Below are 25,552 nucleotides of genomic sequence, written 5' to 3'. Positions count from 1 at the left end.
CCAAATTTAGTGCTAAAGCAAGTCAGCAATCAGTGAGACAAATTGCCACTATGTTGGGTAATTTCATGACTTTCCTTATTGCTTTTGGCATCGAATTGGTTATCTTAGTGGCCGTTGTTGCGGTTACGCCCGGATGGCAAAAGTTAGCAGTAGCACCAATTAGCTTAATAATGTGTGCATTTTTGGATTGGAAAATTTATAAGAAAGGGGGCTGGAGTTAATGTCATTCGATGTGAATATGATGAGTGATGAGCAGCTTGATGAATTGCTTGAAAAGCCAAAGAAAATTCCAACATGGAGAGTTGTGAACACTCAAACTGCTCGCGAAAAGAAACGTATTCGACAGCTTGAACTATATAATAAGCAATTAGAAGCAGCACGGTTATATCAAAAGAAGCGACAACGAGCGCGGTTGTTAGCAGCAAAACGGAAAGAAGAGTTACAACAGCAGAAGCAAGTAAACCGAAATAAGAGGGCAAAAGCAACTAAGGAAAAGGACGACGGTCTGGAATTATAGTCATGCTTTAAAGCAGAAAACCGCCTAGCCCTAAAGCTAGACGGTCGTCAAAGTCGCTAAACTATGCTATAATATAAGCGTAATCAGAATATATTATATTCAACAATTAGGCTGATAGCTTAACGGTAGCGCTCTTGTTCTGGTGTACAGCAATACACCACCAGCTAAGCGCAACAGAAAGGGTATCAGCTCCTAAGTTGACAGCTTGTGCATTGGTGGTCGCCAGTGCACCTTTTTATTTTACCATGAAATGAGTATATAAATAAAAACCCGGCAGAAAATCTGTCGGGTTTACTTATCATAAAAGCCTTTTCAGAGCTAAATCGATAGCTTCATCAAGCAAATAACAACGAATTAATACATCGCAAGCTTCTGCTCCTGCTTCAATAGCATTAAAATCTGGATTTAATTCATTGACTGCTTCTTTTAGAAGACTCCAGTTTGTAACTAGATATTCTTCAGCAGTCGTTGAATTCATCGTATAACTTCTACTAGCATTACCTGTGACTGAATCCTCATTAAATAATCGGTCATAAAGTTCATTTCGTATCTTATCAGGATTTTGTTTGGTTACAATATCAATATCTAGTTCCTCATTAATGTAATTAATAACATCGTTTGTCTCGTTTACCAAATAGTTATAGTATTTCATTATTCTAGCTCCTTTTTTTATTACTCATAGAGCTAGGTAGACCGACTTGTCGGTCAAATAATATATATATATTGAGTATTTACAATCTAAGTGCAACAGATTTTAAAATAAAAGGGGAGCATTGTAAGCTCCCTTTATTGTTTTAATATAAAATGTTACTTGCGCTTTTCTACCTTGAGAAGACCTAATCCGGCCATCAGTCCGGCGACACCTAAAGCAATTGAACTTAAAGCAGAGTGGTTACCAGTTTGTGGTAACGTCTTAGCATCAGTGTTGGTCTTGTTGTTTTGACTAGTACGATACTGTTCACGAGTCATAGTGACGGCACCAGTGGTTGGTGTGGTGTAGTTGACAGAGGAACTAGAACCAGTGGCAGTGTTGGTAGTCTTAACGACTTGGCCATTAACAACGTTATATCCAGGTACGACGTTGCCAATAGAGTCAATTAAATGGTCGCCTTGAACGTGCGTGCCAGCTGGAATAGTTACTTCATTACGGTGCAATGCCGGGTTGTATTTAACCGTCATGTTGATTTGACGAGTAATAGTTGAACTATCTGGGAAGGTGATTGTTACGTCTTCGGTGTATTCACCGGCATGGTTAGCATCGTTGTTGACCTTGGCTGGGTTACTCCAAGCAATAGTAGTTCCTTCTGGTAGGTCACCACCAGTGATTGTTGCAAAATCGCTTAGCAAGGAATCAATTTCTGAGTTCTCACGAGTCTTGATAAAGGTGTTATCAAGTTCTGGTGCCGGAACATGATCGCCTTCAGTGATGGTAATATTAGGATTCTTAATCTTGACGTTATCGCCATATTGCTTAGCGTCGGAAATCAAGTTAGCCTTAGCTTGATTGAATGCGGCTTGCTTTTGGGCAAAGTCATTTTGAGCAGCTTTAAGTGCTTGTTGAGCTTTGTCATTAGCAGCTTGGGCTTTAGCAAGGGTGTCGTTAGCAAGGTTTAGTGCGGATTGAGCATTATGAGCACGTTCTTGAGCCCGAGTTAAGTTATCTTGAGCAGTTTGAAGTGCTTCACGAGCTTTAGCTACGTTAGCTTGAGCGTTTTGTAAGTCTTGCAGACGTTGGTTAGCAGTCTGGGCACGGTCTTGTTTAGTCTTCAAATCATTTTGAGCTGAAGCCAATGTGGACTTAGCGTTGGTTAGAGCTTTCGTAGCTTGAGCAACTTGAGCCTGAGCAGTGTTAAGGATTGCTTGATCCTTGGCTAATTGGTCTTTGGCTGCTTGAAGCTTGGCTTGCTTAGTGGCTGCGTCGGCTTGAGCATTGTTGTAAGCTTGTTGTGCTTGTTCAACTTTAGATTGAGCAGAAGCAACGGCGCGGTCAGATGCTTGGGCTGAGTTTTGGGCAGACGTCAACTTAGTTTGTGCACTGGCAAGCGCGTTTTGTGCGGACTTGAGTTGAGAGTCAGCCTGAATTTTAGCCTGATGGGCAGTATTGTATGCGGCTTGGGCTTGACGTTGTTGATTCTGTGCGTCGTTTAGTGCCATTTGCGCATTCTTAAGTGTAGCTTGCAGTGCATTAGTATCGGCGGTTGATGAACTTGACAAGCCGTAAGTAGTAGCATTGGCAACGGCTGGATCAAAGACTTGTGCATCCTTTGCAGTTTCATAGAATCCGTTGTACATACCGCCTTGTTCGGTTGAGTTCTTGAAGGCAACGCCAAAGTAGGTCTTAGTACCATTATTAAGATTAGTACCAAGGATTAAGTCAGAAGCAATATTATTTTGTTGACTGAGCTTAGACCAAGTAGGGCCACCTTCTCCGTCAATGCCCTTAAGTAAGATGGTTCCGAATAGACTCTTTAAATTACTTAAATCAAGGTTGTGTCCTGGCAGACCATAATTATAACCATTGACATTAAATCCTTGATGTGGGTTATTTTCGTCACCATAACTTAAGGTTACGCTACCGTTAAATTCAGTGGCGGATTGAGTATGAAGTCCAGAATAATTTACGCGGGTTCCCCAAGCAGTATTCTTGAATTGTGGGTTGTTGGCAAAGGTTGATGCGTCACGCATTAAAGCTTCATTTGGAATGACGGTGTTGTCAATTCCCAATGCTTGGTGAATGCCGTTGAGCATTGCGGCAAGGAATTCTTGAATTTGGATGTTTAGTTGCCAGTTGTTAGTTGTCAGCGAATTTAAAACGCCATGAATAGCATACATGATGCTTGTATTAGTAAGCACTACGCTACGATCGTGAGAACTTGGCGTGTAAGTGACAGTTAAGCCATTAAGCATCCGTTCTTTAAGGCCATAATCAGCAGAGCCCTGTTGCTTAGCTTGATTAGCAGCATTCTTAGCATCTTGAGTGGCTGTCACAGTAATACCCCAGCTAGCAGGGTCGGTAACGGATCCGGTTGTGCTTTGGTGCTGTGCGTTGTCAAGAGCTTGTTGTGCTTGATTAACCTTTGATTGCTTGCTATTAACGTTGGTATTGGCGGTATCTAAGGCTTGCTTGGCAGTTGCCTCTTGAGATGATGCAGAGTTGGCAGCCGTTTGAGCTTGGTTAGCAGCGCTTTGCTTATTATTTACATCTTTTTGAGCATTAGTAACTGCTTGGTGTGCATTGGTTTGGTTAGCTTTAGCCGTATTTAATTCAGCATTAGCATCATCAAGCGCCTTTTTAGCACCTTGAGTGTCCATAGCTTGACTAGCTTGATTAATTGCTTGCTGATCTTTATTGACTTGGTCCTGTGCAGACTTAGCATTTGCTTGGGCATTGTTAAGATCAGTTTGCGTCTGATTTACAGTTTGTTGCGCATCGTTAACATTTGCTTGGGCATTATTAACGGCTTGATTGGCTTGACTAGCAGCTTGACTGGCGTCGTTAATATTTTGTGATGTCGCATCGTGTGCAGTATGTTCAGCGTTAGTTAATGTGTTTTGTGCAGCATTTACAGCTTGACTAGCTTGAGATTCTTGTTGGTTAGCCTTATTAGACTCGTCTTGTGCTTTTTGCTGAGCATCACTAGCTTGGTTTAAAGCAGTTTGTGTAGCGTCAGCTTGACTTTGTGCTTGGTTCAAGTTGCCTTGAGCAGTATTCAAATCGTGCTTGGCTTGAACATACTTATCTTGAGCTTGCTGTTGTGCATTTTCAGCTTGTGGCTGTTGAACAGTACTTGATTGTTGAGCTTCAGTAGAAACTGTATCAGCATGAGCAGTATTAGCATTAATAGCTACAGCACCTGCTGTTACTGCTGCCATAGCAGCTGTGGTTGTAATAATCTTCTTTTTATTAGTCATAATATTTTGTCTCCTTTTATTAGATTAGTACTTCTTGTTAGTAGCAGCTAATCCAAACATAGAAATCAAAGTAGCGATTCCTAATCCGACTAAACCAGCCTGGTTATGATTACCAGTTTGTGGTAAGGTCTTAGCATTAGTGTTGCTCTTGTTGTTTTGACTAGCCCGGTATTGTTCACGAGTCATGGTTGTAGCACTGGCAACTGGTGCAGTTGTGTTAACTGAGGCAGTAGTTGCATTGTTGTTTTTAGCAACGATTGTGCCGTTTTCAACCTTGAAGCCTGGGATGACTTGACCTTGAGCATTAACAACTTGACCATCTACAACATGAGCATCACTTGGAAGAGTAGTGTTCGTGGTTGTATCAGTCTTGGTGTCATCCTTTGGTGTAGTGACGTGTGAATTGTCACTTGGCTTGGATGGCGTTGTCGTATGACTGTCGTCGCCCTTGTGGTCATCGGTTTTACCTTGGTCTGGCTTAGATGGTGTTACTGGAGTAGTACCATGGTCATCAGTCTTGCCTTGGTCTGGCTTAGATGGTGTTACTGGAGTAGTACCATGATCGTCAGTCTTACCGTGATCTGGCTTTCCTGGATTAGTTGGAGTGACTGGAGTTTCATCGTCGAGAACAACCAGTGGAACATTAAGTGTCATGGTTGAACCATCTGGGAAGGTAACAGTAGCGCCTTCTTGGTGGTTGCCGACGATTTGAGCGTCACTAGCTAATTGTGCCTTGTTGCTCCATACGGCAGTGGTACCAGTTGGAATAGTATCAAGCTTAGAAGCAGCGAGCTTTAGATAAGCGCCCATAACGAGACTTTGAGTTGGGTCTTGTGCCGTTGGGTTAGCAATTTCTGGAGCTGGAACATTTTCACCCTTGTGAATGGTAACCGGCTTGATTGAAACTGAGTCGTGGTAAACCTTGGCATCTGTGATCAGGGCTTCCTTGGCACTGTTTAATGCCTTAGCAGTAGCGTCAGCATGAGCTTGAGCCTTGGCTAAGTTGTCTTGGGCAGCCTTAACAGCGTCCTTAGCTTCACTCAACTTCTTAGCTGAAGTGTCATGGTTACTCTTAGCAACTTGTAAGGCAGCCTTAGCAGCGTCAAGCTTAGCTTGAGCATCCTCAATCTTCTTGTTGGCACCAAGAACAGCATTTAACTTGTCGTTAGCTTGCTTCAGGACAACTTGAGCATTAGCTGCCTTGGTTTTAGCACCAGCCAAGGTGTTTTCAGCTTGGTCGAGGGCACGATCGGCATTAGTCTTGGTAGCTTGAGCATTTTCAAGAGCCTTTTGGGCATTTTGAGCCATTTGTTTAGCACTAGCCAGCTTGTTTTGAGCGGCAGTCAACTTAGCTTGAGCATCGTCTACACTAGGAGTTTCTGCTTGTACCCGTTGCAAGTTAGCTTGAGCTTGTGCAAGCTTGCTTTGAGCTGAAGCTTGTGAGCTTTTAGCTTGATCCAGTGCACGTTGAGCTTGGGCTAAAGCAGTCTGTGCTGAGTCATAAGCAGATTGAGCATTGTTAACTGCGGTTTGAGCTGACTTAATTTGATCGGCGTTGTTGCTTGAGCTGTTGTTGTTTAGTGGAATAACAGCTGAAGTATCTGGTTGATCCTTTTCAACGTTGAAGTGAGCTTGGTTATACTTGTCGAATTGAATTGATGCGTGGTTGCTTACAATGTTAGCATTGCTGGTGTGCATACCAAGCAATATTTTAGCGTGGCCTGGATTACTTCCATCATTGAAGATCCATGCAACAACATCGTCATAAAGAATCTTATGTAGCTGATCACGATTTGTGGCCCAATTCTTATCATAAGTGATGGATGTTGCTTTTCCATTATCATCGTAATGAACGTTGTAAAGTCCTCCTACTAAGGCTTCATTTCCACCGCCATTATTGTAAATAGCATTTTGATCATGGTCTCCAAAATGAGGATCGTCAGTGTTGAACTGTACCATTCCGTCATTATCAATGATATATGGATCAACATTCCAATTGTCAGAATTATATTGTTGAGCAATCTTATTGCCAATTTCAAGAGATTGCTTAGTTACATTTAGTAATGGAAAACCGAGTTGTTGGCGAATTGAATTAATAAGGTTGACAACAAAAATGGTTGCGTCTTCTTGATCTGCTTGATTTAATGTACCATCTGTGTTAATTCTAACGGGAATAGCACTTTGTGTTGGATCGGAAATATAGTGAGCGTTGTTAGCAATTGTTGTGCTTAATTGGCTATATCTTTTTCCTTCATCGGTAGTAAAGTTTAGATCAGTAGTGTTATTGGGACTCATGAAACGGTTTTGGATTTCTTTAACGAGATTAATCCAGTCAGAACTTACTTGGATGGTTTGCTGAATTGATTCGTGGTCATTGTTCTTAAGATCAGCCAACGTCTTCTTGGCATTGTCCAAGTTAGTCTTAGCGCTGTTAGCTGAACTTTGCTTAGAATTGAAATCATTTTGAGCGTTGTTGACGTTAGTGTCGGAAGCGTCTTTTTGACTTTGTGCAGAAGTTACAGCTTGCTGTGCGTCAGACAAAGCTTGTTGATGGCTCTTAGCATTGTTCAAGTCAGTTTGAGCTTGGCTAACAGCGTCAGATGCGGTCTTGACGTTGTTGTTAGCTTGGGTTACTTGATCTTGTGCTTGGTTAACACTAGCTTGAGCCTTACCAGCTTGATCTTGAGCCGTCTTAACATTCTCACTAGCCTGACTCAAATCAGCTTGTGCTTGTGAGTTTGCTTGAGAAGCTGCATTAGCGTCACTTTGAGCTTTGTCTACGGCAGCTGGATTACTAGCCGTCTTAGCAGCGTCAGATTGGGCCTTTGCTAAGGCGTCACTGGCAGCATTAACTGAATCTTGTGCGTTTTGCTGGGCAATAGCGTCTTGAGCTTCTTGTGCACTAGCGGCAGTTTGTTGGTTTTCAGCGTTAACATTAGCACGCTGAGCATTGTTCAAGTCGGCTTGTGCAGCGGCATTAGCTGACTTAGCATCAGCATAGTTTTGCCGACTTTGGTCTTGTGCCTTCTTTAAGTCGGATTGACCTTGTGTCGTTTGTGTATTGGTATTAGTGTTTACATTTGCATTTACTTGGTCAGCATGTGCAGTAGTAGCAATTGCACCAGTTGTTACCGCCGCAGCCATGGTAGCGGTAGTAATAATTACTTTTTTCTTAGTATCCATTAGGAAATCCTCCCAAATTATAAATTCTATAACAGAAATTGACACCTACATTTTAATACTGTAATCCTGAAATGTCACTATTATCTATATAGTATAACCTTATGGGTCCTTATATTATAATCATTTAATTTTTAACCTTTAAATAAAAAGGTTAGATTCTAAATGACAGTAAATAATATAGGAAGAAACATAGCGGAACAACGTCATCTGTTGAAGATGACTCAAGAACAGCTTGCAGAGCAAAGTGGACTCACGTCTCATTATTTATCGAAACTTGAGAGAGGTGTCATGAGTAATGTTAGTGCACTAACTCTCTATCGTATTTCTAAGGTTCTTAACATACCAATGGAAGAATTGGTAACCGGTGAGAGTGATGAGCATGTGGCAGTTAGCGCAGAGCAGTATCGACTTGAATATGAGCTAAGCAAATTGGATTTACAAACAAACAAAGAATACAGTGAACTGTTTTTGCACATACTAAAATTGAAGAGTATTAAATTATAATGCAATCGAGTCTTCTGTATTACGTTTACCTTTAGATCTAGTATGTTCAGCAACATGAACATTAATATATTTTATTAAGTCTTCATATTGTCCTTTGGCTAACGTGTTTCCGTCATTATCGGATGAGGTTAAGAATATGTCAGTGTATGTGTTATTTACATAGCCTTCAGCATCATCTGGGTTATTCAATAGAAAGTTTGGTTCTACCTTGATTATCGTATGTTCATTAATTGTTAAGTGATGATTGTCTACATACCTTAATCTTTCTTCATTAGTAATAGTACTCATAATATTTTGTTCCTCCTTCATTTTATTGAGCATAGGCCAAGTAAGTCAGGTTCTGCCTGACTACGATTGTTCATTTAAAAATGGATTGAAGTAAGCTATGAAAATGACAAAAAAATACAAATTCAGAATAAAAAACCGGATTTCCAGAAACGGAAGTCCGGCTTTATTTGATTAATATTCTTTTTAATCGATTTAGAATGTCAATGTTGGAGATATATTGATAGTTATTATCATTACTACTATTGAAAAATATATCGTCTGGTATTCCGAAGTATTGTCGATAATTCCAAATAACGTTGTAGTGAATCTTTGCTATCTGGTGACATGTTAGTTGGATTATTAAATTATCCGAATCTGGAATTTTTAGCTCCTTAGAAGAAGTTATTTCACACAAATATGCAAAGTCAGGAATGGGAGGATTAAGTTCAGCAATTGTCTTAAAGGCTTTAACTGGTTTATCATCTTTTTTCAGCTTCCTACCTTGTTGATCAATGTAATAAGCAATTCCGTTTTTGTCACGTCTAATATTGTAGTTTTCTTCGTCATCGATATGGACTGGCAACTCTTCGTTAGCTAATTTTCCGAATGGATGGTTGTTTTGTTTTACTGTGTCTTGCAGCGTATATCTAACCCTCGTAACAATTAATAATGACTTGTTGATTTTTCCTTTAATTGTTTGCCAATATCGCTTGTCAATTTTAATTACCTCACTATTTACTTTATTGCTGTGAGTAGCCAAAACTGAGAAAGAATTCTGAAACTCTTTGGAATCAGGAAACCGAGCGATAAATATGTCGCTTATATCTTTGAACATACTATTGTAATGAGCTTTATCGGAATATGTATTTTGAGAATTGCCAGAATAACCGAGAAATTTTGAAGAAGTTTTATTAAGTGCAATATCTGTAATCATTTCTTCTAGTTCTTTATAGATAACTTTAGGAGCTGTTGATGGATATACCTTTTTGCTACCATCCGTAATCTTATTTTTATTTAACCAATCGCTAAGTGATGTTAATGAATCGTCTGTTATTGATTGACGAAGAGCTTTCTCAAATTCTTCTTCGGATTTAAAACGATTCTTTAAGGAGTCAGCGGCTTTACTGAAGCCTTTATCATTTAGAATACGACTTGCAGTTGTTTTAGAAATAGTAATATTTTCACGATTAACGGAAGAATCTGCTAACCAATCAAATAACTTACTTAGCTTTTCTTCTTGGGTAGAATCGGGTATTTCAGTGAGGATGACCTTGACCAGTTGTGCAAAAGTGATCTTACTCATTAATGTAATGCCTTCTTTATGATGAGAATTAAATAATTTTCTGTAATGGAACTTTGCGGAACCTGGTGGAATCCACTGGGTTCCGTTTTAATGTGTCTGGGACGAATTACGCGTATAACATAATTAAGCGATGCAGCAGAAATGCTAAATTGCCGTTATGAAAAGATGAAAGGAGTGTTGGGCAAATGAGTTCATAGGTTAGTAACAGACACACTCAATATCACAATCCTAACGGCGCATTGCGCCGTTCACTGCCGCTCCGTCAAGCAGTTCTCCGAAAGAACAACCTGGAGAACTGTTAAACATCGGCGTGACGTGCATTTGAGGGTTGATTTCATCAGTAGTTAAAAGAAGTATATCAAGCGTGGATAAATGAAAATTCCTTGTCTACATTATACTTCAACGTTTAGCCAATTAATTATAGAAAGAAGGTTTGACCATATGTCAGAAAAGAAAACAAAAGATAGTCTTCACTATATTAAGTCCAAGATTCAAAATATGAGTCATTCTACTAAGCCACTTCATCGAGTAATTACTTCTTTAGCTAAAAAGTTGTTGAAGCGGTTGGATGATGAAAACCAAGATAAGATTCTGGAGGTATTAGATAAGTATCTCAAAATAGCAAAGTTGCTAAGCCAATTATCACGTAAATGGGCTGTTACTATTCATTGGGCATTTACTGTATGTAATCCCAAAATTAATGATGAGAGTAATCCTGGATACTCACCAGTTTATATTGAGCATCAATGTCAGCTACCTCCGGATTGCTTCGGGGAAATGTCAGTATTAGAGAATGGTCAAGGCAAACTAGTGCACCACGGAGATAAACTTGTTGGTGATGATCGCTTTACTAATGTTGCTAACTTTGGTACAGCTTTTAATTCGAAAGGTGAGGTAATCAAAACTGATCCGCAAGGTCACCCAGTCCCAGATGGCTTTTTCGGATGGGTAGTCAACAAGATTGATAATTTGATAGAACGAGTTATTCAGAATCTAAAACGTGACCGACCCGCTGAAGCATTTGCGATTGCACATACCCGGGACTACGACAATAACGAGCGTGAAAGTACACCAGAACATAAGGAAGCTCACATTCACATAGTAATTGACTTACCGATGATGATGAGTCGTTACCAAATCATGAAAGCAATGGGATTCAACTTTGAAGATTTTGTTGAGACATTTAAATGGATAGATGAGAATATTCAGGATACAAATGACTTGATTAATCGAATGAACACGTTCCTTGATTCTCTGCTGGGATCAATTAAAAACTTTGATATTCCTGAGCATTATCAAGCTAGTCTTCAATATTTGGTGCATCAAAGCAAGAAAGCAATTGAAGACCAGAAAGCAGCTTATTCTACAAGTGAGGTTCTTTCATGGTTGCAGGATGAACCTGGCCAGACTTATGAATCAATTGCGGGTGTTAATGATAATCAGTTAGTTGCAGAAGGTATTCATGCAGAAATCATTCGCGTATTACAATCACCATTCAATCGATCCCATCACACGATGGAAAAATATGTTGGCGACGCAAAGTCAAATAAGTTGTTTACCTTTGAAATGCTAGAACAACTGCACAAATTAGGTACAAAAAAAGTAGGAAATTGTAATTTTTCAAAGAAGTCAGTGAACAATATCTTCAATCAGATTATGGCTTGGCTAAGAGAACGAAAAATCGAATTTACAGATTGGAAACTACTTTTACATGCTTCTTTTGAAGATGCTGATGCTGATTACCTACTAGGAAATATTAATCTTATGAAACGAGTTAATGCGGTTATTGAAAGTGAGAAGCAAGCAATCATTGATGATCCATCCTTTAAGAGAAATATGCTGACGGTTGCAGTGTTAGCCCAAACCGGTGGCATTGGGAAAACACGGTTAGCCAATGCTCTTTTGATGTCATTAAACAAAGGACGAAAGCCATTTCAGGTAGTGGCAAAGTCTGATGGAATCACGTTTGATCCTTTCCAAGGATATGATTCAGAAAATAGTGTTGTGATGGATGAAATTTCACCAGCGAGCTTCACCTGGGAATCTTTTAAGGATTCACTAGATCCATATAAGCTTCCACAGGTAGGCTCACGGTACCATAATGCCATTCCGTGGAATGTTAGGTATATGTTTATGACGAATGTTTTTGCTCATGGCATTACTGATTTTGTTAATGACCTACTACATTATGCGAAAGGTGTTAGTAAACTTGGTTATCTTGATAAGAAGGATTATCAAGATTGGAAATTGATTTTAAATGATGTTAATGCTGGAAAAAGTTACGTAGCACAACTTAGCCAAGTATTGCGACGAATACCGGTTGTGATTAACATTGCAACCACGCCCAACAAGCGTGGAACTGTGATTACTGTATCACGAATAAATTATCAACCCGGATCTGGTCCGGTTAGTCATTATGATTATGTGCATACGCAACAGAGTCAACATACTTTTCGAACGGTTATCAATGAAAATTTAACTGATGATGATATGACAAAAATTGCAAAGAAGGTTATTTCGATGATGGACGAATTAGAAACAAAAGCCAAAAAGGCATTTCAAGATCATCCGGGAAAGCTACTTGACGAAGTTGATGGATTCGTAGGTGAAAAGTGTGATTTCCATGTGCGATATAAGCAAAATGGTGATCCTTATCTGGTGGGCAGTGATTCACTTGAAGAAGTTGGTTATGGTGAGTCTGTAGAGAAGACAATTGAACCTCGTTACAATCTCATCACCCGCTTATCTAATACTGAAGTAATCATGTGGAATGAGGATAAGAATGTTAAATCACAAATCAATCAATTAGACGCCTTTTTGCAGGGATTTGAAGTGCCGGTGGAACGAGATGGCTTTGACAAAATTAAAACAATTAAGTTAACAAGAGAAGGCCTCAACTACTATCACCGCAATGAGACTAAGTTTTGGCAGATGCTTAATTCCACTAGTCAAATTGGTAAAAATAGTAAGTTAGTCACTGTTCAGATTAATGAAAACATTGCTAATTTCAAACTTAAATAGATAAAAGGAGAGTTCACTAATGAAAATTAATAAAAATGAAAATCCAGTGCCACTTGTTGAGATGGGCCCGATCTTTATTTTGCTAGATGTTCTAACTCGTTTAACCCTTAAGAATCAATGTATTGAAAATGGAGGAGTTGTAATTCCCAAGCCCGGTGAATCGTTTGCAGATGTGGATCCAGTTGCGTTGTTAAAGACTCGTAAGTGGATGGGTGATCATGGTGAGCTGTTTGATGCTCAAGATTATGCTCGATTGGGGAAAGGCACTGTTGACTCGTGGTGTAAGTTTCTGCTCATTAATTTAGATCAATTCAATGACTTCCTGTCTAAATATTCAGTAACAGAAAAGATTTTTCTACGGGGAGCATTTTATGAAGTAATTAATGATCCAGAAGTGCAATATGAACTACGTCATCAGGTAAATAAGAGTAAGAATCGGGGAAATAAACAACGTTTGTTAAATCTATTCTCTCTATCCGAAATGGTACGAGAGCAAATGTTTAACAATAGTTATAGTGCTCAAGCGTTCAGTGGCCTACAAAAACTGGAATTACGTCAAGATTTCTTCTCCAATTTAGGACCGGTGGGTTTGTTCTGGAATGGTGAGCCGAATGCACTAGTTTCATTTGATGAAATTTCAAAATTGATGGATGAATGTGATGTTAGTCATAAAGAGTTTAAGAAGTTTTACAATCTAAATGCTCAAGAACGATGCATTATGTACAACCACTGCCAATTATTCTAAAGAAAGGAGTCAGTGATCGTGGAAAATCAAAGTATAGAAAAAGACTTTGCAACCGACCAAAATAATGCAAAGTCCTTGTCAACTAACCTATTGAATTGTCAACAACATCATTATGACACAAATGGCTTGTCAACGAAAGGAGAACGTGATCGGCCTACCGTTGATAAGGAAGAATTAATGTCATTAGGATTCCGTCGCAATCAAGCTAAAACTATTTTGCATGATGCACGTCAAATTATGGTCAAGAGAGGTAAACACTTTTGGGCAAATCCTCGACTAGAAGTGGCACCACGTGTTATTGTAGAAAATGTCATCTTAGGATTTCCTTTACGAGGTGAATCCAATGGCCACAACTAAATATCAATCGGTATATAAACAACCAGCAACGAACGGACACAAAGCATACTTTTACTATAGTCTGTATCTTGGTCGAGATCCTTTAACCGGTAAAAAGATTATTAAGAAATCACGACTAGACAGTCTAGGTAATCGATTTAAGACTGCTCGTGATGCTCATCTAGAGGTTGAACGTCTTCAAGAAGAGTATCATAGCGGTAAAACTATAATGACGAAGGATGTCACAATTAGCAAATTTATTAATGACGTGTTTAAGCCTACTTATAAGAACAATGTTGAGGAAAGCACATGGATGGCGCGGCAACCTATCTTTAAAAGTATTATTAAAAGATTTGGAGATAAGCGCCTTTCAAAGTTACAACCGAGTGATTGTTTGAAATTCCGAAATTGGTTATTAGATGATGATACCGGATATTCACAATCATTTGCTTCAATGGTCTATGGCCTGTTTCGACAAATTCTAGATACAGCAGTTGAATTAGATTATCTGTCCCAAAATCCATCACGTCAAAAGAAGATTACGGGAGCAATTTCAAAGGGACATCATATAATTAATTATTGGACCTTGGAAGAGTTTAAGCAGGTAGTTTCTAAATGCTATCTTGGTGACGTTGAAGGTGCCTTGGCATATACCATGCTTAACTTATATTACTTTACGGGAATGCGTGTATCTGAGGCATTGGCGCTATGGTGGAATGATGTCGATTTAGATCATGGGTATATCAAAGTAGATCATACTTTAACAAACACAAAAGACCCAAGTAAGAAGCGCAAAAACTATACAAAAACAGTAAGTGGAATGCGAACGATCGATATTCCACAGGATCTGGTTGAACTTTTAAAGTGGTGGAAAAAAGTTCAATATGATAACTTACCTCAAAAGGGTGATGATCATTATGTTTTAAGCGCGACTGACCAGCCGATGCATCGTTCAAGCGTGAATAATATTGTAAATAGGTATGCTGATTTGGCTGGTGTCCACCGAATTCAAGCTAAGGAACTTCGGGCATCACATGCTAGTTTGCTTATTAATAAGTACAATGTGGACATTTTAGCAGTGTCGCAACGTCTAGGCCATGCAAAACCAACAACAACATTAAAATATTATGCTGAAATGTGGCGTGGTCGCAATCGGGAAGTTGCCGATCAATTGAACGGAGCTATGAGCAATATGTCGCATCCTGATCATTCACTAGTTAATTTTTCGGGTAATCAGTACGTTAAGATGTAAGTAGGTTGTCTACCGTTTTTCTACCGTAATTGAATTAATGTGGCCTAATCGTTGATATAGCAGTATTCCTGAGAGGGCTTCTACATAAGAATACGAATAGAATAATAAAAGCAGTGCTGTTTTGATGGCACTGCTTTTTTGCCCATCTTTTCTTTGAGATTATCATCTAGACGAATTGTAGTCGGAGTTTTTGAAAATGGCTAATCACCTAATTTGTATGTAATATACAAATGATGGCAAAGATAATTGATAACATATACATGTACACTATTCAGTACATAATATATAATTGAAGTACAGGAACATGTACATGGAGATGATTTTATGGACCAAATCTATACCCCAACCGAAGCACGAAAGAATATTTTTAAAATCTTAAAAGGTGTCAACAAGAATAACAAGCCAGTTGTTATTAAGCCCCAAAAAAATAATGAAAAGGGAGCTGTTATCATCGGCGAAGATGATTGGAACGCGATTCAAGAAACCTTATTTTTAGTTAACAATGGGGTAGATAAGCAAATTAAAGAGCGTGAGCAAGACGACAGTGGTTTTACGGATGTTGATGATATTGATTGGGATAAGTTGTGATGTATCAAGTAAGAATTAGAAATTCAGCCAAAACTGATTTAAAAAAGCTTAAGCACAGTAATTTGAAAAATAAGTTTCTTGTAATTACTGATCAATTAAAACGAAATCCGTATGAGCACAATCAAAGCTTCGAAAAGTTGGAACCGCCGATGGCTAAAAAATATTCCCGAAGGCTTAATATTCAACACCGTGTAGTTTATACAGTGGATGAAGCTAATCAAATAGTTACAATTTGGTCGGCTTGGAGTCATTATGAGTAAAATAATGCAAATATATAGATTATCGGCACCACAAGGTGTTAAGTGGACGATTTAGTTCCCGCTTAGTAATTGCTTATGGGAGAATAATTGAAGTAGAAGTATTCTCGCTAATTTTAAAAATTTACATAGTTAAAGAAACACAGCAATGACGCGTCAAAGCCGAATTGCTGTTGTTTAATGTACTAAGTATACATTAAACGTATGCTCGTATGATCATCTAGTAATTTTCAAAGAGGCCATGCACGACTAACATTAGTTACATCAATTTGCATCAGTAACGAATTAAGAGGAATTGACAAATGAACAATTGCCCACTGCAATCACTTCTTTTTACGTATCCCTAAAAGAAAGCCACTGTGCTTTGGGGGATCACAGTGGCTGATTTGGGGTGATTATATATGAGGGGAGTAATCGTCGTTATTGAAAAACGAGGATTGTCTGTTATGGAGAAGTATGGGAGTAATAGTTTCACCATCATAACTATTAGTGCCTCTCCCATAACATGGTGAACTACTCGGCCATGAATGACCGAGCTTCTGGGAACACGAAGTAGTATTTGGGGTATTATGCATGTATTCATGCTACCCAACTTACAGAACTTCGTTCTTTTACCACGGCTAGTCCCTAGCCAACGGCTTTTAATCCTCTACGCAAGATATTAACTGCCGCATTAATATCTCGATCGTGATGGGCATCACATTGCGGACACGTCCATTCACGAATTTTTAAGGGCTTGGGCCCGCTGTTAAAGCCACATTTTGAACAGATTCGGCTAGTGTCCTTGGCACTGATGGTAATCAGTTTTTTACCATACCAGGTACATTTATATTCCAGCATGATCCGGAACTGACGCCAACTAGCGTTGGCAATCGATTTAGCTAAATGATGGTTTTTGAGTAGATTTTTGGTTTTCAAATCTTCAATCACAATTACATCATATTTCCTAACTAAATCGGTTGTCAGCTTTTGCAAATAGTCTTGGCGCTTGTTGGCAATTGCTTTTTGATAACGGGCTTTCCTCATTCTAGCTTTTTGCCAGTTTTGGTAATCATTCAAGTCTTCTTTGATAGTTTTATGGTTATGATTCCACTGGTTGACCGCTGTTTCAGCTATATTTTTACGACGGTTAAATTTAGATTGCCATTTAATAACCTGTTTTTCATACCAATGAGCATTGAATGTAGGATATTTGATCCCATTAGAAGCAATGGCTAAGTCAGCGATACCTACGTCAATGCCCACGGATTGACCTGTTTTAGGCAACTGCTCAACCTCAGTTTCTACTTGCAATGATAAGTAATAGCGACCCGTCGGGTCGTAACTAAGCGTATAGCGTTTAATTTTGCTGTGGGTTAATCGGCCGGTCTTGCTGGTGCGAATACTACCTAGTTTGGGTAATTTCATGCGCCGCTTAGCTTCTACCCGACAAACTGAGCGACCAGTGTAGGCTTGCCGTAGCTGATGCCGTGATTTAAAGCGTGGATAACCACCACGGTGCTTAAAAAGAGCTTTAAAAGCCAAGGCCAAATTATGGTTAACTACTAAGAAACTCGTGGAATCACTTAATTTTAAATAAGGATATTCCTGCTTTAAGCGTTTCAAGAGATAGTTCATGCCATATTCATTCACAAATTGACTATGTGGATTGTTCTGGTAACGTTGTTGAGCCATGTCCAACATTAAATTCCAGACTTTGCGGTCGTTACCAAACATCTGCCAAATTAAATTGGTCTGGGCCTGGTTAGGGTACAAACGAAGTTTGACCCCTTTAATCACTTTAGGCACTACGTTCACCTCACTTCTATTGCTCCTTTTTACGCTGATCATCAATGTATTTGGCTGCCGCTTGTTCGTTTACTGCACCAATGCTTTCAACATAGTAACTTGGTGACCATAAGTGACGTCCCTGCTGTTTCCAGTAACTAGTTTGCAGTTCGGGACATTTGCGAAATAACTGATAAGCAGTAATGCCTTTTAACCAACGGACAATATTCGTCACCGATAATTTTGGCGGTGCGCTTACTAGCAGGTGAACATGATCATCTTTACCGATTTCCAAATGGGCAATGTCAAAACCATATTGTTTCGCAATATCTTGTACTAAGGCCTTAAATACCTCCTCTACATGGCCGGTAAGCACCTTATTGCGATACTTGGTACCCCAAATGATGTGGTAATTCAGATTATAGACAGATGTTCTCCCATATGTAAGTCTATTAGTATCTTTCATGCCAATAATTATATCATATTTGAGTTAGTCCATGTGTCCACAGGACACAAAAAAGAGGGCAATTTATCACGTCCTTAAAAGAACGTGTTTCCTTGACCGTTTCCAAAAAATCATCCTTTTCTATTAACAATTTTGATAAAATGATTACATCATTATCACCCAGGAGCCTCACCATGAAACTATCCAAAACCTTCGCCAACCTGACCCTGCTCTTCGTCACCGTTCTTTGGGGAAGTACCTACATCTTCAACAAAATGGTTGTCAACGCCGGCATGCAATCTGGCACCATCAATGCTGTCCGCGGTGCCATGTGTGTGCTCGGTGGGGTGGTCTTATTCCATCGTCAACTACGCCGGATGACCCGCTTTGACCTCAAAGTCGGATTAGCAGTTGGTCTCGTTAACTTCTGTGGCTACTACCTGCGAACTCTAGGCCTCCGCCAGACAACCCCGGCCAAAAGTTCTTTCATCACTGTCACCTATGTTATTCTGACACCACTGCTGCTCTGGCTGTTCTGGCACGAACGTCCGCAGAAAAAGATCATCCTCGCCATCCCCCTCTCACTAGCCGGAATGGCCGTACTCACCGGTATCACCAGTACTCACTGGACTCTGCAACAGGGCGACCTGATCACCTTCTTGTCCGCCTTTTTCTGGGCACTGCAGATCATCATCTTTGCTAAATACGCCAGCCGGGCTTCCAGTCCCTGGGTCATCATCTGTCTGATCGGTGTGGTCCAGGTCATCTGTGGAACGCCGTTAGCCCTGCTTACCGAGCGCCAAACTTTCGCTGCTGTGCATTGGGTTCAGGCGCTCATTCCCTTGGCAATCATCGCCATCGTCATCACCTATGCCGCTCGGGGTCTGCAGATTTATGCCCAAAAGTATACCGATGCCACGTCGGCCAGCCTAATTTTGATGACCGAATCCTTCTTTGCCACGGTCACTTCCATTATCTGCGGCTACGACCAACTCTCCATCAACCTGGTCATCGGTGGTGGTCTGATTCTGTTAGGCAACCTGATCATGCAGGTGACATGGTCACAACATTTGCATCCCAACCAAGCCAATTCACAATAATTTTTCAATTAAGGGCTTGCCTTATAGTCCACTGCAAGGGGTATGCTTTTTGAAAACGGGCAATTCATCACGTTCTTTTAAGGACGTGATGAATTGCCCTCTTTTTTGTGTCCTTTGGACACATGGATTAACTTAAATATGATATAATTATTGATATAAAAGATACTAATAGGCTTACATATGGGAGAACATCTGTCATAATCTGAATTACCACATCATTTGGGGTACCAAGTATCGCAATAAGGTGCTTACCGGCCATGTAGAGGAGGTATTTAAGGCCTTAGTACAAGATATTGCGAAACAATATGGCTTTGACATTGCTCATTTGGAAATCGGCAAAGATGATCATGTTCACCTGTTAGTAAGTGCACCGCCAAAATTATCGGTGACTAATATTGTCCGTTGGTTAAAAGGCATTACTGCTTATCAGTTATTTCGCAAATGTCCCGAATTGCAAACTAGTTACTGGAAACAGCAGGGACGCCACTTATGGTCACCAAGCTACTATGTTGAAAGCATTGGTGCAGTCCAAGAACAAGCGGTAGCTAAATACATTGATGATCAGCGTAAAAAGGAGCAATAGAAGTGAGGTGAATGTAGTGACTAAAGTGATTAAGGGGATCAAACTTCGTTTGTACCCAAACCAAGCTCAGACCAATTTGATTTGGCAGATGTTTGGCAATGATCGCAAAGTCTGGAATCTCATGTTAGATATGGCTCAACAACGTTATCACAATAATCCCAAGAGCCAGTTTGTGAATGAATATGGCATGAACTATCTTTTGAAACGCCTAAAGCAGGAATATCCTTATTTAAAATTAAGTGATTCCACGAGTTTCTTAGTAGTTAATCATAATTTGGCCTTGGCTTTTAAAGCTCTTTTTAAACACCGTGGTGGTTATCCACGCTTTAAATCACGGCATCAGCTACGGCAAGCCTATACTGGTCGTTCAGTTTGTCGGGTAGAAGCCAAGCGGCGCATGAAATTACCCAAACTAGGTAGTATTCGCACCAGCAAGACTGGCCAATTAACCCACAGCAAAATTAAACGCTATACGCTTAGTTACAACCCGACGGGTCGTTATTACCTGTCACTGCAAGTAGAAACTGAGGTTGAGCAGTTGCCTAAAACAGGTCAATCCGTGGGCATTGACGTCGGTATTGCTGACCTAGCCATTGCTTCTAATGGGATCAAATATCCAACGTTCAATGCTCATTGGCATGAAAAACAGGTTATTAAATGGCAATCTAAATTTAACCGTCGTAAAAATATAGCTGAAACGGCGGTCAACCAATGGAACCATAGCCATAAAACTATCAAAGAAGACTTGAATGATTACCAAAACTGGCAAAAAGCCAGAATGATCAAAGCCCGTTACCAAAAGGCAGTGGCCAATAAACGCCAAGACTATTTGCAAAAGCTGACAACCGATTTAGTGAGGAAATATGATGTAATTGTGATTGAAGATTTGAAAGCCAAAAATCTATTCAAGAACCATCACTTAGCTAAATCCATTGCCAACGCTAGTTGGCGCCAATTTCGGATTATGCTGGAATATAAATGTGCTTGGTATGGTAAAAAACTAATTACCATCAGTGCCAAGGACACTAGCCGTATCTGTTCAAAATGTGGCTTTAACAGCGGGCCCAAGCCCTTAAAAATTCGTGAATGGACGTGCCCACAATGTAGTGCCCATCACGATCGAGATATTAATGCGGCAGTTAATATCTTGCGTAGAGGATTAAAAGCCGTTGGCTAGGGACTAGCCGTGGTAAAAGAACGAAGTTCTGTAAGTTGGGTAGCATGAATACATGCATAATACCCCAAATACTACTTCGTGTTCCCAGAAGCTCGGTCATTCATGACCGAGTAGTTCACAAAATGCTCATCAATATTATCAATGAATTTGCAAAAAACAGCTGATTTTTGTAAACTCGAATTTAACAACATGTTGAATTTGCAAAAAATAGCGCATTTTTAAAAATCGGTGAGCATAATGAAGTACGAATCTTTAAAATCTCTCTATTATCAAAATCCAGGAAATTTTGAGCGGGTTTATCATAGTAGATTTGATAGCCCGGAAGCAGTGAGAACAGGTTTATATGTTTTCCCTTATGATAAAAAAAGGCAAAAAAGGCTGGTACAGAGCTATGAAATGTTCTATATTCCTAACGCTGAATTATCAATTCTGATGGAAACTGTCTTTCAAAACACGCAAAAAATTGAACGGATTCGTTTGAGATTACCTGGTATTGCTGAAGTGCAATTATTTACGACAAATTTGGCCAATGAATTACAAAGTACCAATGAAATAGAAGGTGTTAGAAGCACTCGCAAGGAGATTAATGAGGTCATCAAGAGAATTAATAGCCATGATTATCGAAACCAACGCTTTGAAGGTTTAGTTAAACAGTATTTAAATTTGATGAATGATAAACCAGTGACACTAGTTAAATTAGCAGACTTTCGTGACATTTGGAATAACTTGTTGTCTAAATCAGAAGTAGACGCTGTTCCAGATGGTAAATTATTTCGGACTGAGCCAGTCTTCATTACCGACGGCCAAAGAAATATTCATGAAGGTGATCATTCTGAAGGACAGATTAATCAAGATTTGATGGCGCTTATTAGAGAATTGAATAATGTTCAAATCCCCAAATTGCCACGGTATTTAATGGCTCATTATTTCTTTGAATACGTTCATCCTTTTTACGATGGTAACGGGAGGACAGGACGTTATATTCTCTGTTCTTTTTTATCACAAATTTTGGATCCACTGACGGCCATTACTTTTTCGTCCACTATTGCTAAGAAAAAAAATAGCTACTACAAAGCCTTTATGGAAATGAGCAACGAGCACAATAGAGCTGAAGCAACAAGATTTATCATGGCAATGCTAAAAATTCTGCGCAACGGTCAGGTTGACTTGATAGATGCAATGACAGAAGATGTGGCGATGTTGAAGAAGGCACAAGACGTCCTTCAGAAATATCATTTATCGAGTTTGGCTTTGCAAGTGGCTAACGTTTTATGTCAGCAGGCTATTTTTGGGACTCAATATGATACTGTAAGTGATAAGGAAATAGTGAAGTACTTGAAGACGACAAGATATAAATTGAATCAAGTCATTGAAGAATTAGTAGATCAAGGACTAGTTAAAAAAATTGGTGCTTCACCTAAAATCCACATTATCAGTGATAAGCTAAGGGCGCATATTTAATAGAACAATGAGATCTTTCTCATTTTACTCTTGACATTCTCACGCCAAACTGACAAAATTCAAGGTGTAGATATAAGTATGCCGGTTTAGGAACGGAGGTCATCGACTGCAAGCCTCCGCGAGTGCAGAAATCCTGCTACAAACTCAGAATGAATAATAACAATAAAAGTGTAAAGTTCGTCTTTGAACGGGGATGGTACCGCCATAATTGGTGCCCCGATCAAAGGCGTTTTTTGTTTAGAAAGGGGCTTGCCTATGACAGATCGAACAAAGCGGGTAGTAGTAAAAATTGGAACTAGCAGCCTAGTCTTGCCCAATGGTCGAATCAATTTACACACTATCGATCAGTTGTCATTTGTCTTGGCAACGCTCAATAACCAGGGTTACCAGATCATCCTTGTGTCGTCCGGAGCGATCGGGGTCGGCTTGGCTAGCCTGGGACTTAAAGACCGTCCTGCTAAAATTGCTCAGCAGCAAGCCATGGCTTCGATTGGTCAGACGGCCCTGATGCGGATCTATTCCCAGCGCTTCCTCGACTACCAGACCCACGTTGCTCAGCTCTTGCTGACCCGCGATGTACTGGATTATTCAGTGAGCCGCCAGCACATTCTGAACACGATTACGACGCTGTTTAACGACAATATCATTCCCATCGTCAACGAGAATGACCCGGTATCCGTCGACGAATTGGACCACCACACGAGTTTCAGTGATAACGACGAATTGTCATCCCTGGTGGCGACAGCAATCGACGCGGATCAGCTGGTGATTTTATCCGACATCGATGCTCTGTATGACAAGGATCCCCATAAGTATGATGATGCTAAAGCCATCAAGAAGGTTACGACGATGACGCCGGAGATTGAGGCGGCCGCTAGTGGGTCCAGCACCCGCTTCGGGACGGGCGGAATGGTAACGAAGCTCCGGGCAGCTGCCCGGATTATGAAAGCCGGCAAGCAGATGGTTCTCTGCAATGGGCGCGACCCGAAGATTTTGTTTGATGCATTTGCCGGTAAAGCCGTTGGAACGACTTTTGGTAAATAGGAGGGATGAACGATGGATGAAAAACTAATCGACATGGGTCAGCGGGCCCAAGAAGCAGAGTCGCAATTGGCCTTGCTGGGGACGGATCAAAAGAATTCTGGGCTGCGGGCCATGGCCGACGCTTTGTTAGCCCACCAGGACGACATTCTGAAGGCTAATAAAGAAGACCTTGCTAACGCTACTGCTATGCCAAAGAAATTCACGGATCGTCTCTTGGTCAACGAAAGCCGGATCAAGGATATGGCCAGTGGGCTCCGATCCATCGCTGACCTGGCGGACCCGACAGCACAGATCGATCGGGGATGGATCAACAAGGATGGCTTGCAGATTATCCAACGGCGGGTGCCCCTGGGCGTGATCGGAATCATCTTTGAAGCCCGGCCGAACGTGACGGTGGACGCCACCGGTTTGACGTTCAAGAGTGGCAATGCCGTCATCCTCCGTGGCGGTAAAGAAGCGCTCCGGACTAATCAAGCGCTGACCACAATTTTGCGTGATGCACTGAGAAAACAGGGATTGCCTACTGATGCCGTCCAGCTTGTCACTGACACGAGCCATGAAGTGGCCGGCGAGATGATGCGGCTGAATGACTACCTGGATGTGTTGATTCCACGGGGTGGCCGCGGGCTGATCCAACGCGTTGTCAAGAACGCGACTGTACCAGTGATTGAGACCGGTGCCGGCAACTGCCACGTTTACGTGGATAAGGATGCTGATCTGGAGATGGCTAAGCAAATCGTCGTTAACGCCAAAGTGCAGCGGCCGTCGGTATGCAACGCTGCCGAAAAACTGCTGATTCATAAAGATGTGGCGGCCGATTACTTGCCAGCGCTAGCCAAGGCACTAATGGACCACGGTGTGGAGTTGCGTGGCGACGAACGGGCTTGCCAACTAGTTCCACAAATGCATCCGGCCGATGAAGCAGATTGGGATACCGAATACAACGACCTAATCATGGCCGTCAAAGTTGTGGATTCCCTTGATGACGCCATCAAGCACATTAACCGCCACAGTACTCATCACTCCGAAAGCATCATTACCAGCAATCTGCAGCGGGGACGTTATTTCCAGCAAGCCATCAATTCGGCCTGTGTGTACATCAACGCTTCGACACGGTTTACGGATGGCGGCGAGTTTGGTTTTGGCGCTGAAATCGGCATCAGTACCCAAAAGCTGCATGCGCGTGGTCCGATGGGACTGCATCAATTGACCACGATTAAATATGAAATCACCGGCAACGGCCAGGTTCGCCAATAAGAAAGGAAGATTTAGATGATTAACGTTACAGTAATCGGCGTCGGTAGTATGGGTGGCGCAATTGTGAAGGGACTCATCAAGGCACAACAATTTAAGGTCAGTGCCATGAATCCAGTCAATCCTCGTGTTAGCAAGCAAGCTGACCAATTAGGATTCCGGTTGGTTAATAAGGCCGAGGATGTTGCTGGTTTGAAGCCGGACTTGGTGATTTTAACGACGCCGGCGCCAGTAACCGTTGCGGTTGCTAAGCAACTAACTAATCTCGACCGCCAAACCATCATTGTGTCGGCGGCTGCCGGAATCAGTCACGAACAATTGAGTGCTGCTCTGCCACATAACATTATCGCCAACATTATTCCTAACACGCCAGTAGCCGTCAATGCCGGGACGATTGGCTTAGCTCTAGCTGAGGGAACACCAGGTGATGCGCGGCAAACTATCATGACCGTTCTGCAGAGTCTGGGCGACGTGATCACTGTCCCTGAGAGTCAACTCGATATCATCGGCGTCGTCGGGGGATGCGGCCCAGCCTTCGTCGATGTGATGATGGATGCGATGAGTGATGCGGCTGTCAAACACGGGATGAAGCGCCAGACCGCCTACCAGGTTATCGCCAGCATGGTGAAGGGCAGCGGAACGTTGGCTTGCGCCAGCAAGCTCGCACCGGCACTGCTGCGTGACCAGGTGACTTCGCCGGGTGGGACGACGATCAAAGGCGTTGAAGCTCTGGAGAAAGCAGGTTTCCGTTTTGCGGTGATGGATGCGATTAATAAGGCTAATGGGGAGAAATAGAATAATTAAGAGCCCAAAAGGAACAACTTTTGAGCTCTTTT

Annotated in this window: 22 protein-coding genes and 1 pseudogene; 16 read left to right on the top strand and 7 right to left on the bottom strand. The window is 41.0% G+C overall.

The window, feature by feature from the left end; genetic code table 11:
- Nucleotides 1-32 precede the first annotated feature (32 nt).
- Entirely contained in the window at nt 33-221 is a 189-nt protein-coding gene (locus AB3114_RS00255) for a hypothetical protein (RefSeq protein WP_367341255.1), read from the top strand.
- The gene (locus tag AB3114_RS00250) at nt 221-517 is read left to right on the top strand and encodes a hypothetical protein (RefSeq protein WP_367341254.1); all 297 of its coding nucleotides are present in this window, start codon (nt 221-223) and stop codon (nt 515-517) included. The genes AB3114_RS00255 and AB3114_RS00250 overlap by 1 nt, the downstream gene beginning before the upstream one ends.
- A 298-nt stretch (nt 518-815) precedes the next feature.
- Here the strand turns inward: AB3114_RS00250 and AB3114_RS00245 are convergent, their stop codons facing one another.
- From AB3114_RS00245 to AB3114_RS00235, 3 genes are all read right to left on the bottom strand, one after another.
- On the bottom strand, nt 816-1,169 hold the full coding sequence (locus AB3114_RS00245) for a hypothetical protein (RefSeq protein WP_123835528.1): 354 nt from the start codon (nt 1,167-1,169) through the stop codon (nt 816-818).
- 155 nt (nt 1,170-1,324) lie between these two features.
- Nucleotides 1,325-4,429 carry a Rib/alpha-like domain-containing protein gene (locus AB3114_RS00240; RefSeq protein ID WP_367341253.1) on the bottom strand — a complete coding sequence of 1,035 codons (3,105 nt, stop codon included), beginning with the start codon at nt 4,427-4,429 and terminating at the stop codon, nt 1,325-1,327.
- A gap of 24 nt (nt 4,430-4,453) precedes the next feature.
- Complete coding sequence (locus AB3114_RS00235; protein WP_367341252.1) at nt 4,454-7,612, bottom strand: SEC10/PgrA surface exclusion domain-containing protein; 3,159 nt, start codon at nt 7,610-7,612, stop codon at nt 4,454-4,456.
- A gap of 162 nt (nt 7,613-7,774) precedes the next feature.
- Between AB3114_RS00235 and AB3114_RS00230 the strand changes: the two genes are divergently transcribed.
- Entirely contained in the window at nt 7,775-8,116 is a 342-nt protein-coding gene (locus tag AB3114_RS00230) for a helix-turn-helix domain-containing protein (RefSeq protein WP_273773726.1), read from the top strand.
- On the opposite strand, the gene AB3114_RS00225 is transcribed toward AB3114_RS00230, so the two are convergent.
- Together AB3114_RS00225 and AB3114_RS00220 are read right to left on the bottom strand one after the other, a co-directional pair.
- Entirely contained in the window at nt 8,111-8,404 is a 294-nt protein-coding gene (locus tag AB3114_RS00225; protein ID WP_367341251.1) for a hypothetical protein, read from the bottom strand. The two genes, AB3114_RS00230 and AB3114_RS00225, sit on opposite strands and share 6 nt — an antisense overlap.
- A 163-nt stretch (nt 8,405-8,567) precedes the next feature.
- A complete protein-coding gene (locus AB3114_RS00220; protein WP_152739061.1) occupies nt 8,568-9,686 on the bottom strand; it encodes a hypothetical protein in 1,119 nt (372 codons plus the stop codon).
- A gap of 441 nt (nt 9,687-10,127) precedes the next feature.
- On the opposite strand from AB3114_RS00220, the gene AB3114_RS00215 reads away from it, so the two are divergent.
- From AB3114_RS00215 to AB3114_RS00190, 6 genes are all read left to right on the top strand, one after another.
- The gene (locus AB3114_RS00215; RefSeq protein WP_123835522.1) at nt 10,128-12,707 is read left to right on the top strand and encodes a hypothetical protein; all 2,580 of its coding nucleotides are present in this window, start codon (nt 10,128-10,130) and stop codon (nt 12,705-12,707) included.
- Between the two features lie 19 nt (nt 12,708-12,726).
- Nucleotides 12,727-13,452 carry a hypothetical protein gene (locus tag AB3114_RS00210; RefSeq protein WP_006500726.1) on the top strand — a complete coding sequence of 242 codons (726 nt, stop codon included), beginning with the start codon at nt 12,727-12,729 and terminating at the stop codon, nt 13,450-13,452.
- 18 nt (nt 13,453-13,470) lie between these two features.
- The gene (locus tag AB3114_RS00205) at nt 13,471-13,809 is read left to right on the top strand and encodes a DUF3173 family protein (protein WP_231125437.1); all 339 of its coding nucleotides are present in this window, start codon (nt 13,471-13,473) and stop codon (nt 13,807-13,809) included.
- Entirely contained in the window at nt 13,796-15,040 is a 1,245-nt protein-coding gene (locus tag AB3114_RS00200) for a site-specific integrase (protein ID WP_006500725.1), read from the top strand. The genes AB3114_RS00205 and AB3114_RS00200 overlap by 14 nt, the downstream gene beginning before the upstream one ends.
- A 324-nt stretch (nt 15,041-15,364) precedes the next feature.
- The gene (locus tag AB3114_RS00195; RefSeq protein ID WP_367341250.1) at nt 15,365-15,628 is read left to right on the top strand and encodes a type II toxin-antitoxin system Phd/YefM family antitoxin; all 264 of its coding nucleotides are present in this window, start codon (nt 15,365-15,367) and stop codon (nt 15,626-15,628) included.
- Complete coding sequence (locus tag AB3114_RS00190) at nt 15,628-15,888, top strand: Txe/YoeB family addiction module toxin (protein ID WP_367341249.1); 261 nt, start codon at nt 15,628-15,630, stop codon at nt 15,886-15,888. Before AB3114_RS00195 ends, AB3114_RS00190 begins: the two co-directional genes overlap by 1 nt.
- Nucleotides 15,889-16,512: 624 nt before the next feature.
- On the opposite strand, the gene AB3114_RS00185 is transcribed toward AB3114_RS00190, so the two are convergent.
- Together AB3114_RS00185 and tnpA (AB3114_RS00180) are read right to left on the bottom strand one after the other, a co-directional pair.
- Nucleotides 16,513-17,673 (bottom strand): RNA-guided endonuclease TnpB family protein, encoded by a 1,161-nt coding sequence (locus AB3114_RS00185; RefSeq protein WP_367341248.1) that lies wholly within the window; start codon nt 17,671-17,673, stop codon nt 16,513-16,515.
- A gap of 16 nt (nt 17,674-17,689) precedes the next feature.
- Nucleotides 17,690-18,118, bottom strand: a complete 429-nt coding sequence (tnpA, locus tag AB3114_RS00180; protein ID WP_367341247.1) for an IS200/IS605 family transposase — start codon at nt 18,116-18,118, stop codon at nt 17,690-17,692.
- A gap of 173 nt (nt 18,119-18,291) precedes the next feature.
- On the opposite strand from tnpA (AB3114_RS00180), the gene AB3114_RS00175 reads away from it, so the two are divergent.
- The 7 genes and pseudogenes from AB3114_RS00175 to proC all read left to right on the top strand — a co-directional run bounded on the left by AB3114_RS00175 (nt 18,292) and on the right by proC (nt 25,511).
- Nucleotides 18,292-19,197, top strand: a complete 906-nt coding sequence (locus tag AB3114_RS00175) for a DMT family transporter (RefSeq protein ID WP_367341246.1) — start codon at nt 18,292-18,294, stop codon at nt 19,195-19,197.
- 155 nt (nt 19,198-19,352) lie between these two features.
- Nucleotides 19,353-19,780: pseudogene (gene tnpA / locus AB3114_RS00170) on the top strand (IS200/IS605 family transposase).
- 16 nt (nt 19,781-19,796) lie between these two features.
- Nucleotides 19,797-20,957, top strand: a complete 1,161-nt coding sequence (locus AB3114_RS00165; protein WP_367341245.1) for an RNA-guided endonuclease TnpB family protein — start codon at nt 19,797-19,799, stop codon at nt 20,955-20,957.
- A 237-nt stretch (nt 20,958-21,194) separates the two neighbouring features.
- Nucleotides 21,195-22,418 (top strand): Fic family protein, encoded by a 1,224-nt coding sequence (locus AB3114_RS00160; protein ID WP_367341244.1) that lies wholly within the window; start codon nt 21,195-21,197, stop codon nt 22,416-22,418.
- A 255-nt stretch (nt 22,419-22,673) separates the two neighbouring features.
- Nucleotides 22,674-23,462, top strand: coding sequence for a glutamate 5-kinase (gene proB / locus AB3114_RS00155; RefSeq protein WP_367341243.1), 789 nt, complete (start codon nt 22,674-22,676; stop codon nt 23,460-23,462).
- A 12-nt stretch (nt 23,463-23,474) separates the two neighbouring features.
- Entirely contained in the window at nt 23,475-24,719 is a 1,245-nt protein-coding gene (locus AB3114_RS00150; RefSeq protein WP_367341242.1) for a glutamate-5-semialdehyde dehydrogenase, read from the top strand.
- 18 nt (nt 24,720-24,737) lie between these two features.
- On the top strand, nt 24,738-25,511 hold the full coding sequence (gene proC, locus AB3114_RS00145) for a pyrroline-5-carboxylate reductase (RefSeq protein ID WP_367341584.1): 774 nt from the start codon (nt 24,738-24,740) through the stop codon (nt 25,509-25,511).
- The last annotated feature ends 41 nt before the right edge of the window (nt 25,512-25,552 follow it).

The sequence above is a fragment of the Limosilactobacillus sp. genome (genome assembly GCF_040772465.1).
In the GTDB taxonomy this organism is placed as follows: Bacteria; Bacillota; Bacilli; order Lactobacillales; family Lactobacillaceae; genus Limosilactobacillus.
The sequence above is the reverse complement of the archived record's forward strand: the minus strand, read 5'-3'. Positions and strand labels throughout refer to the sequence as shown.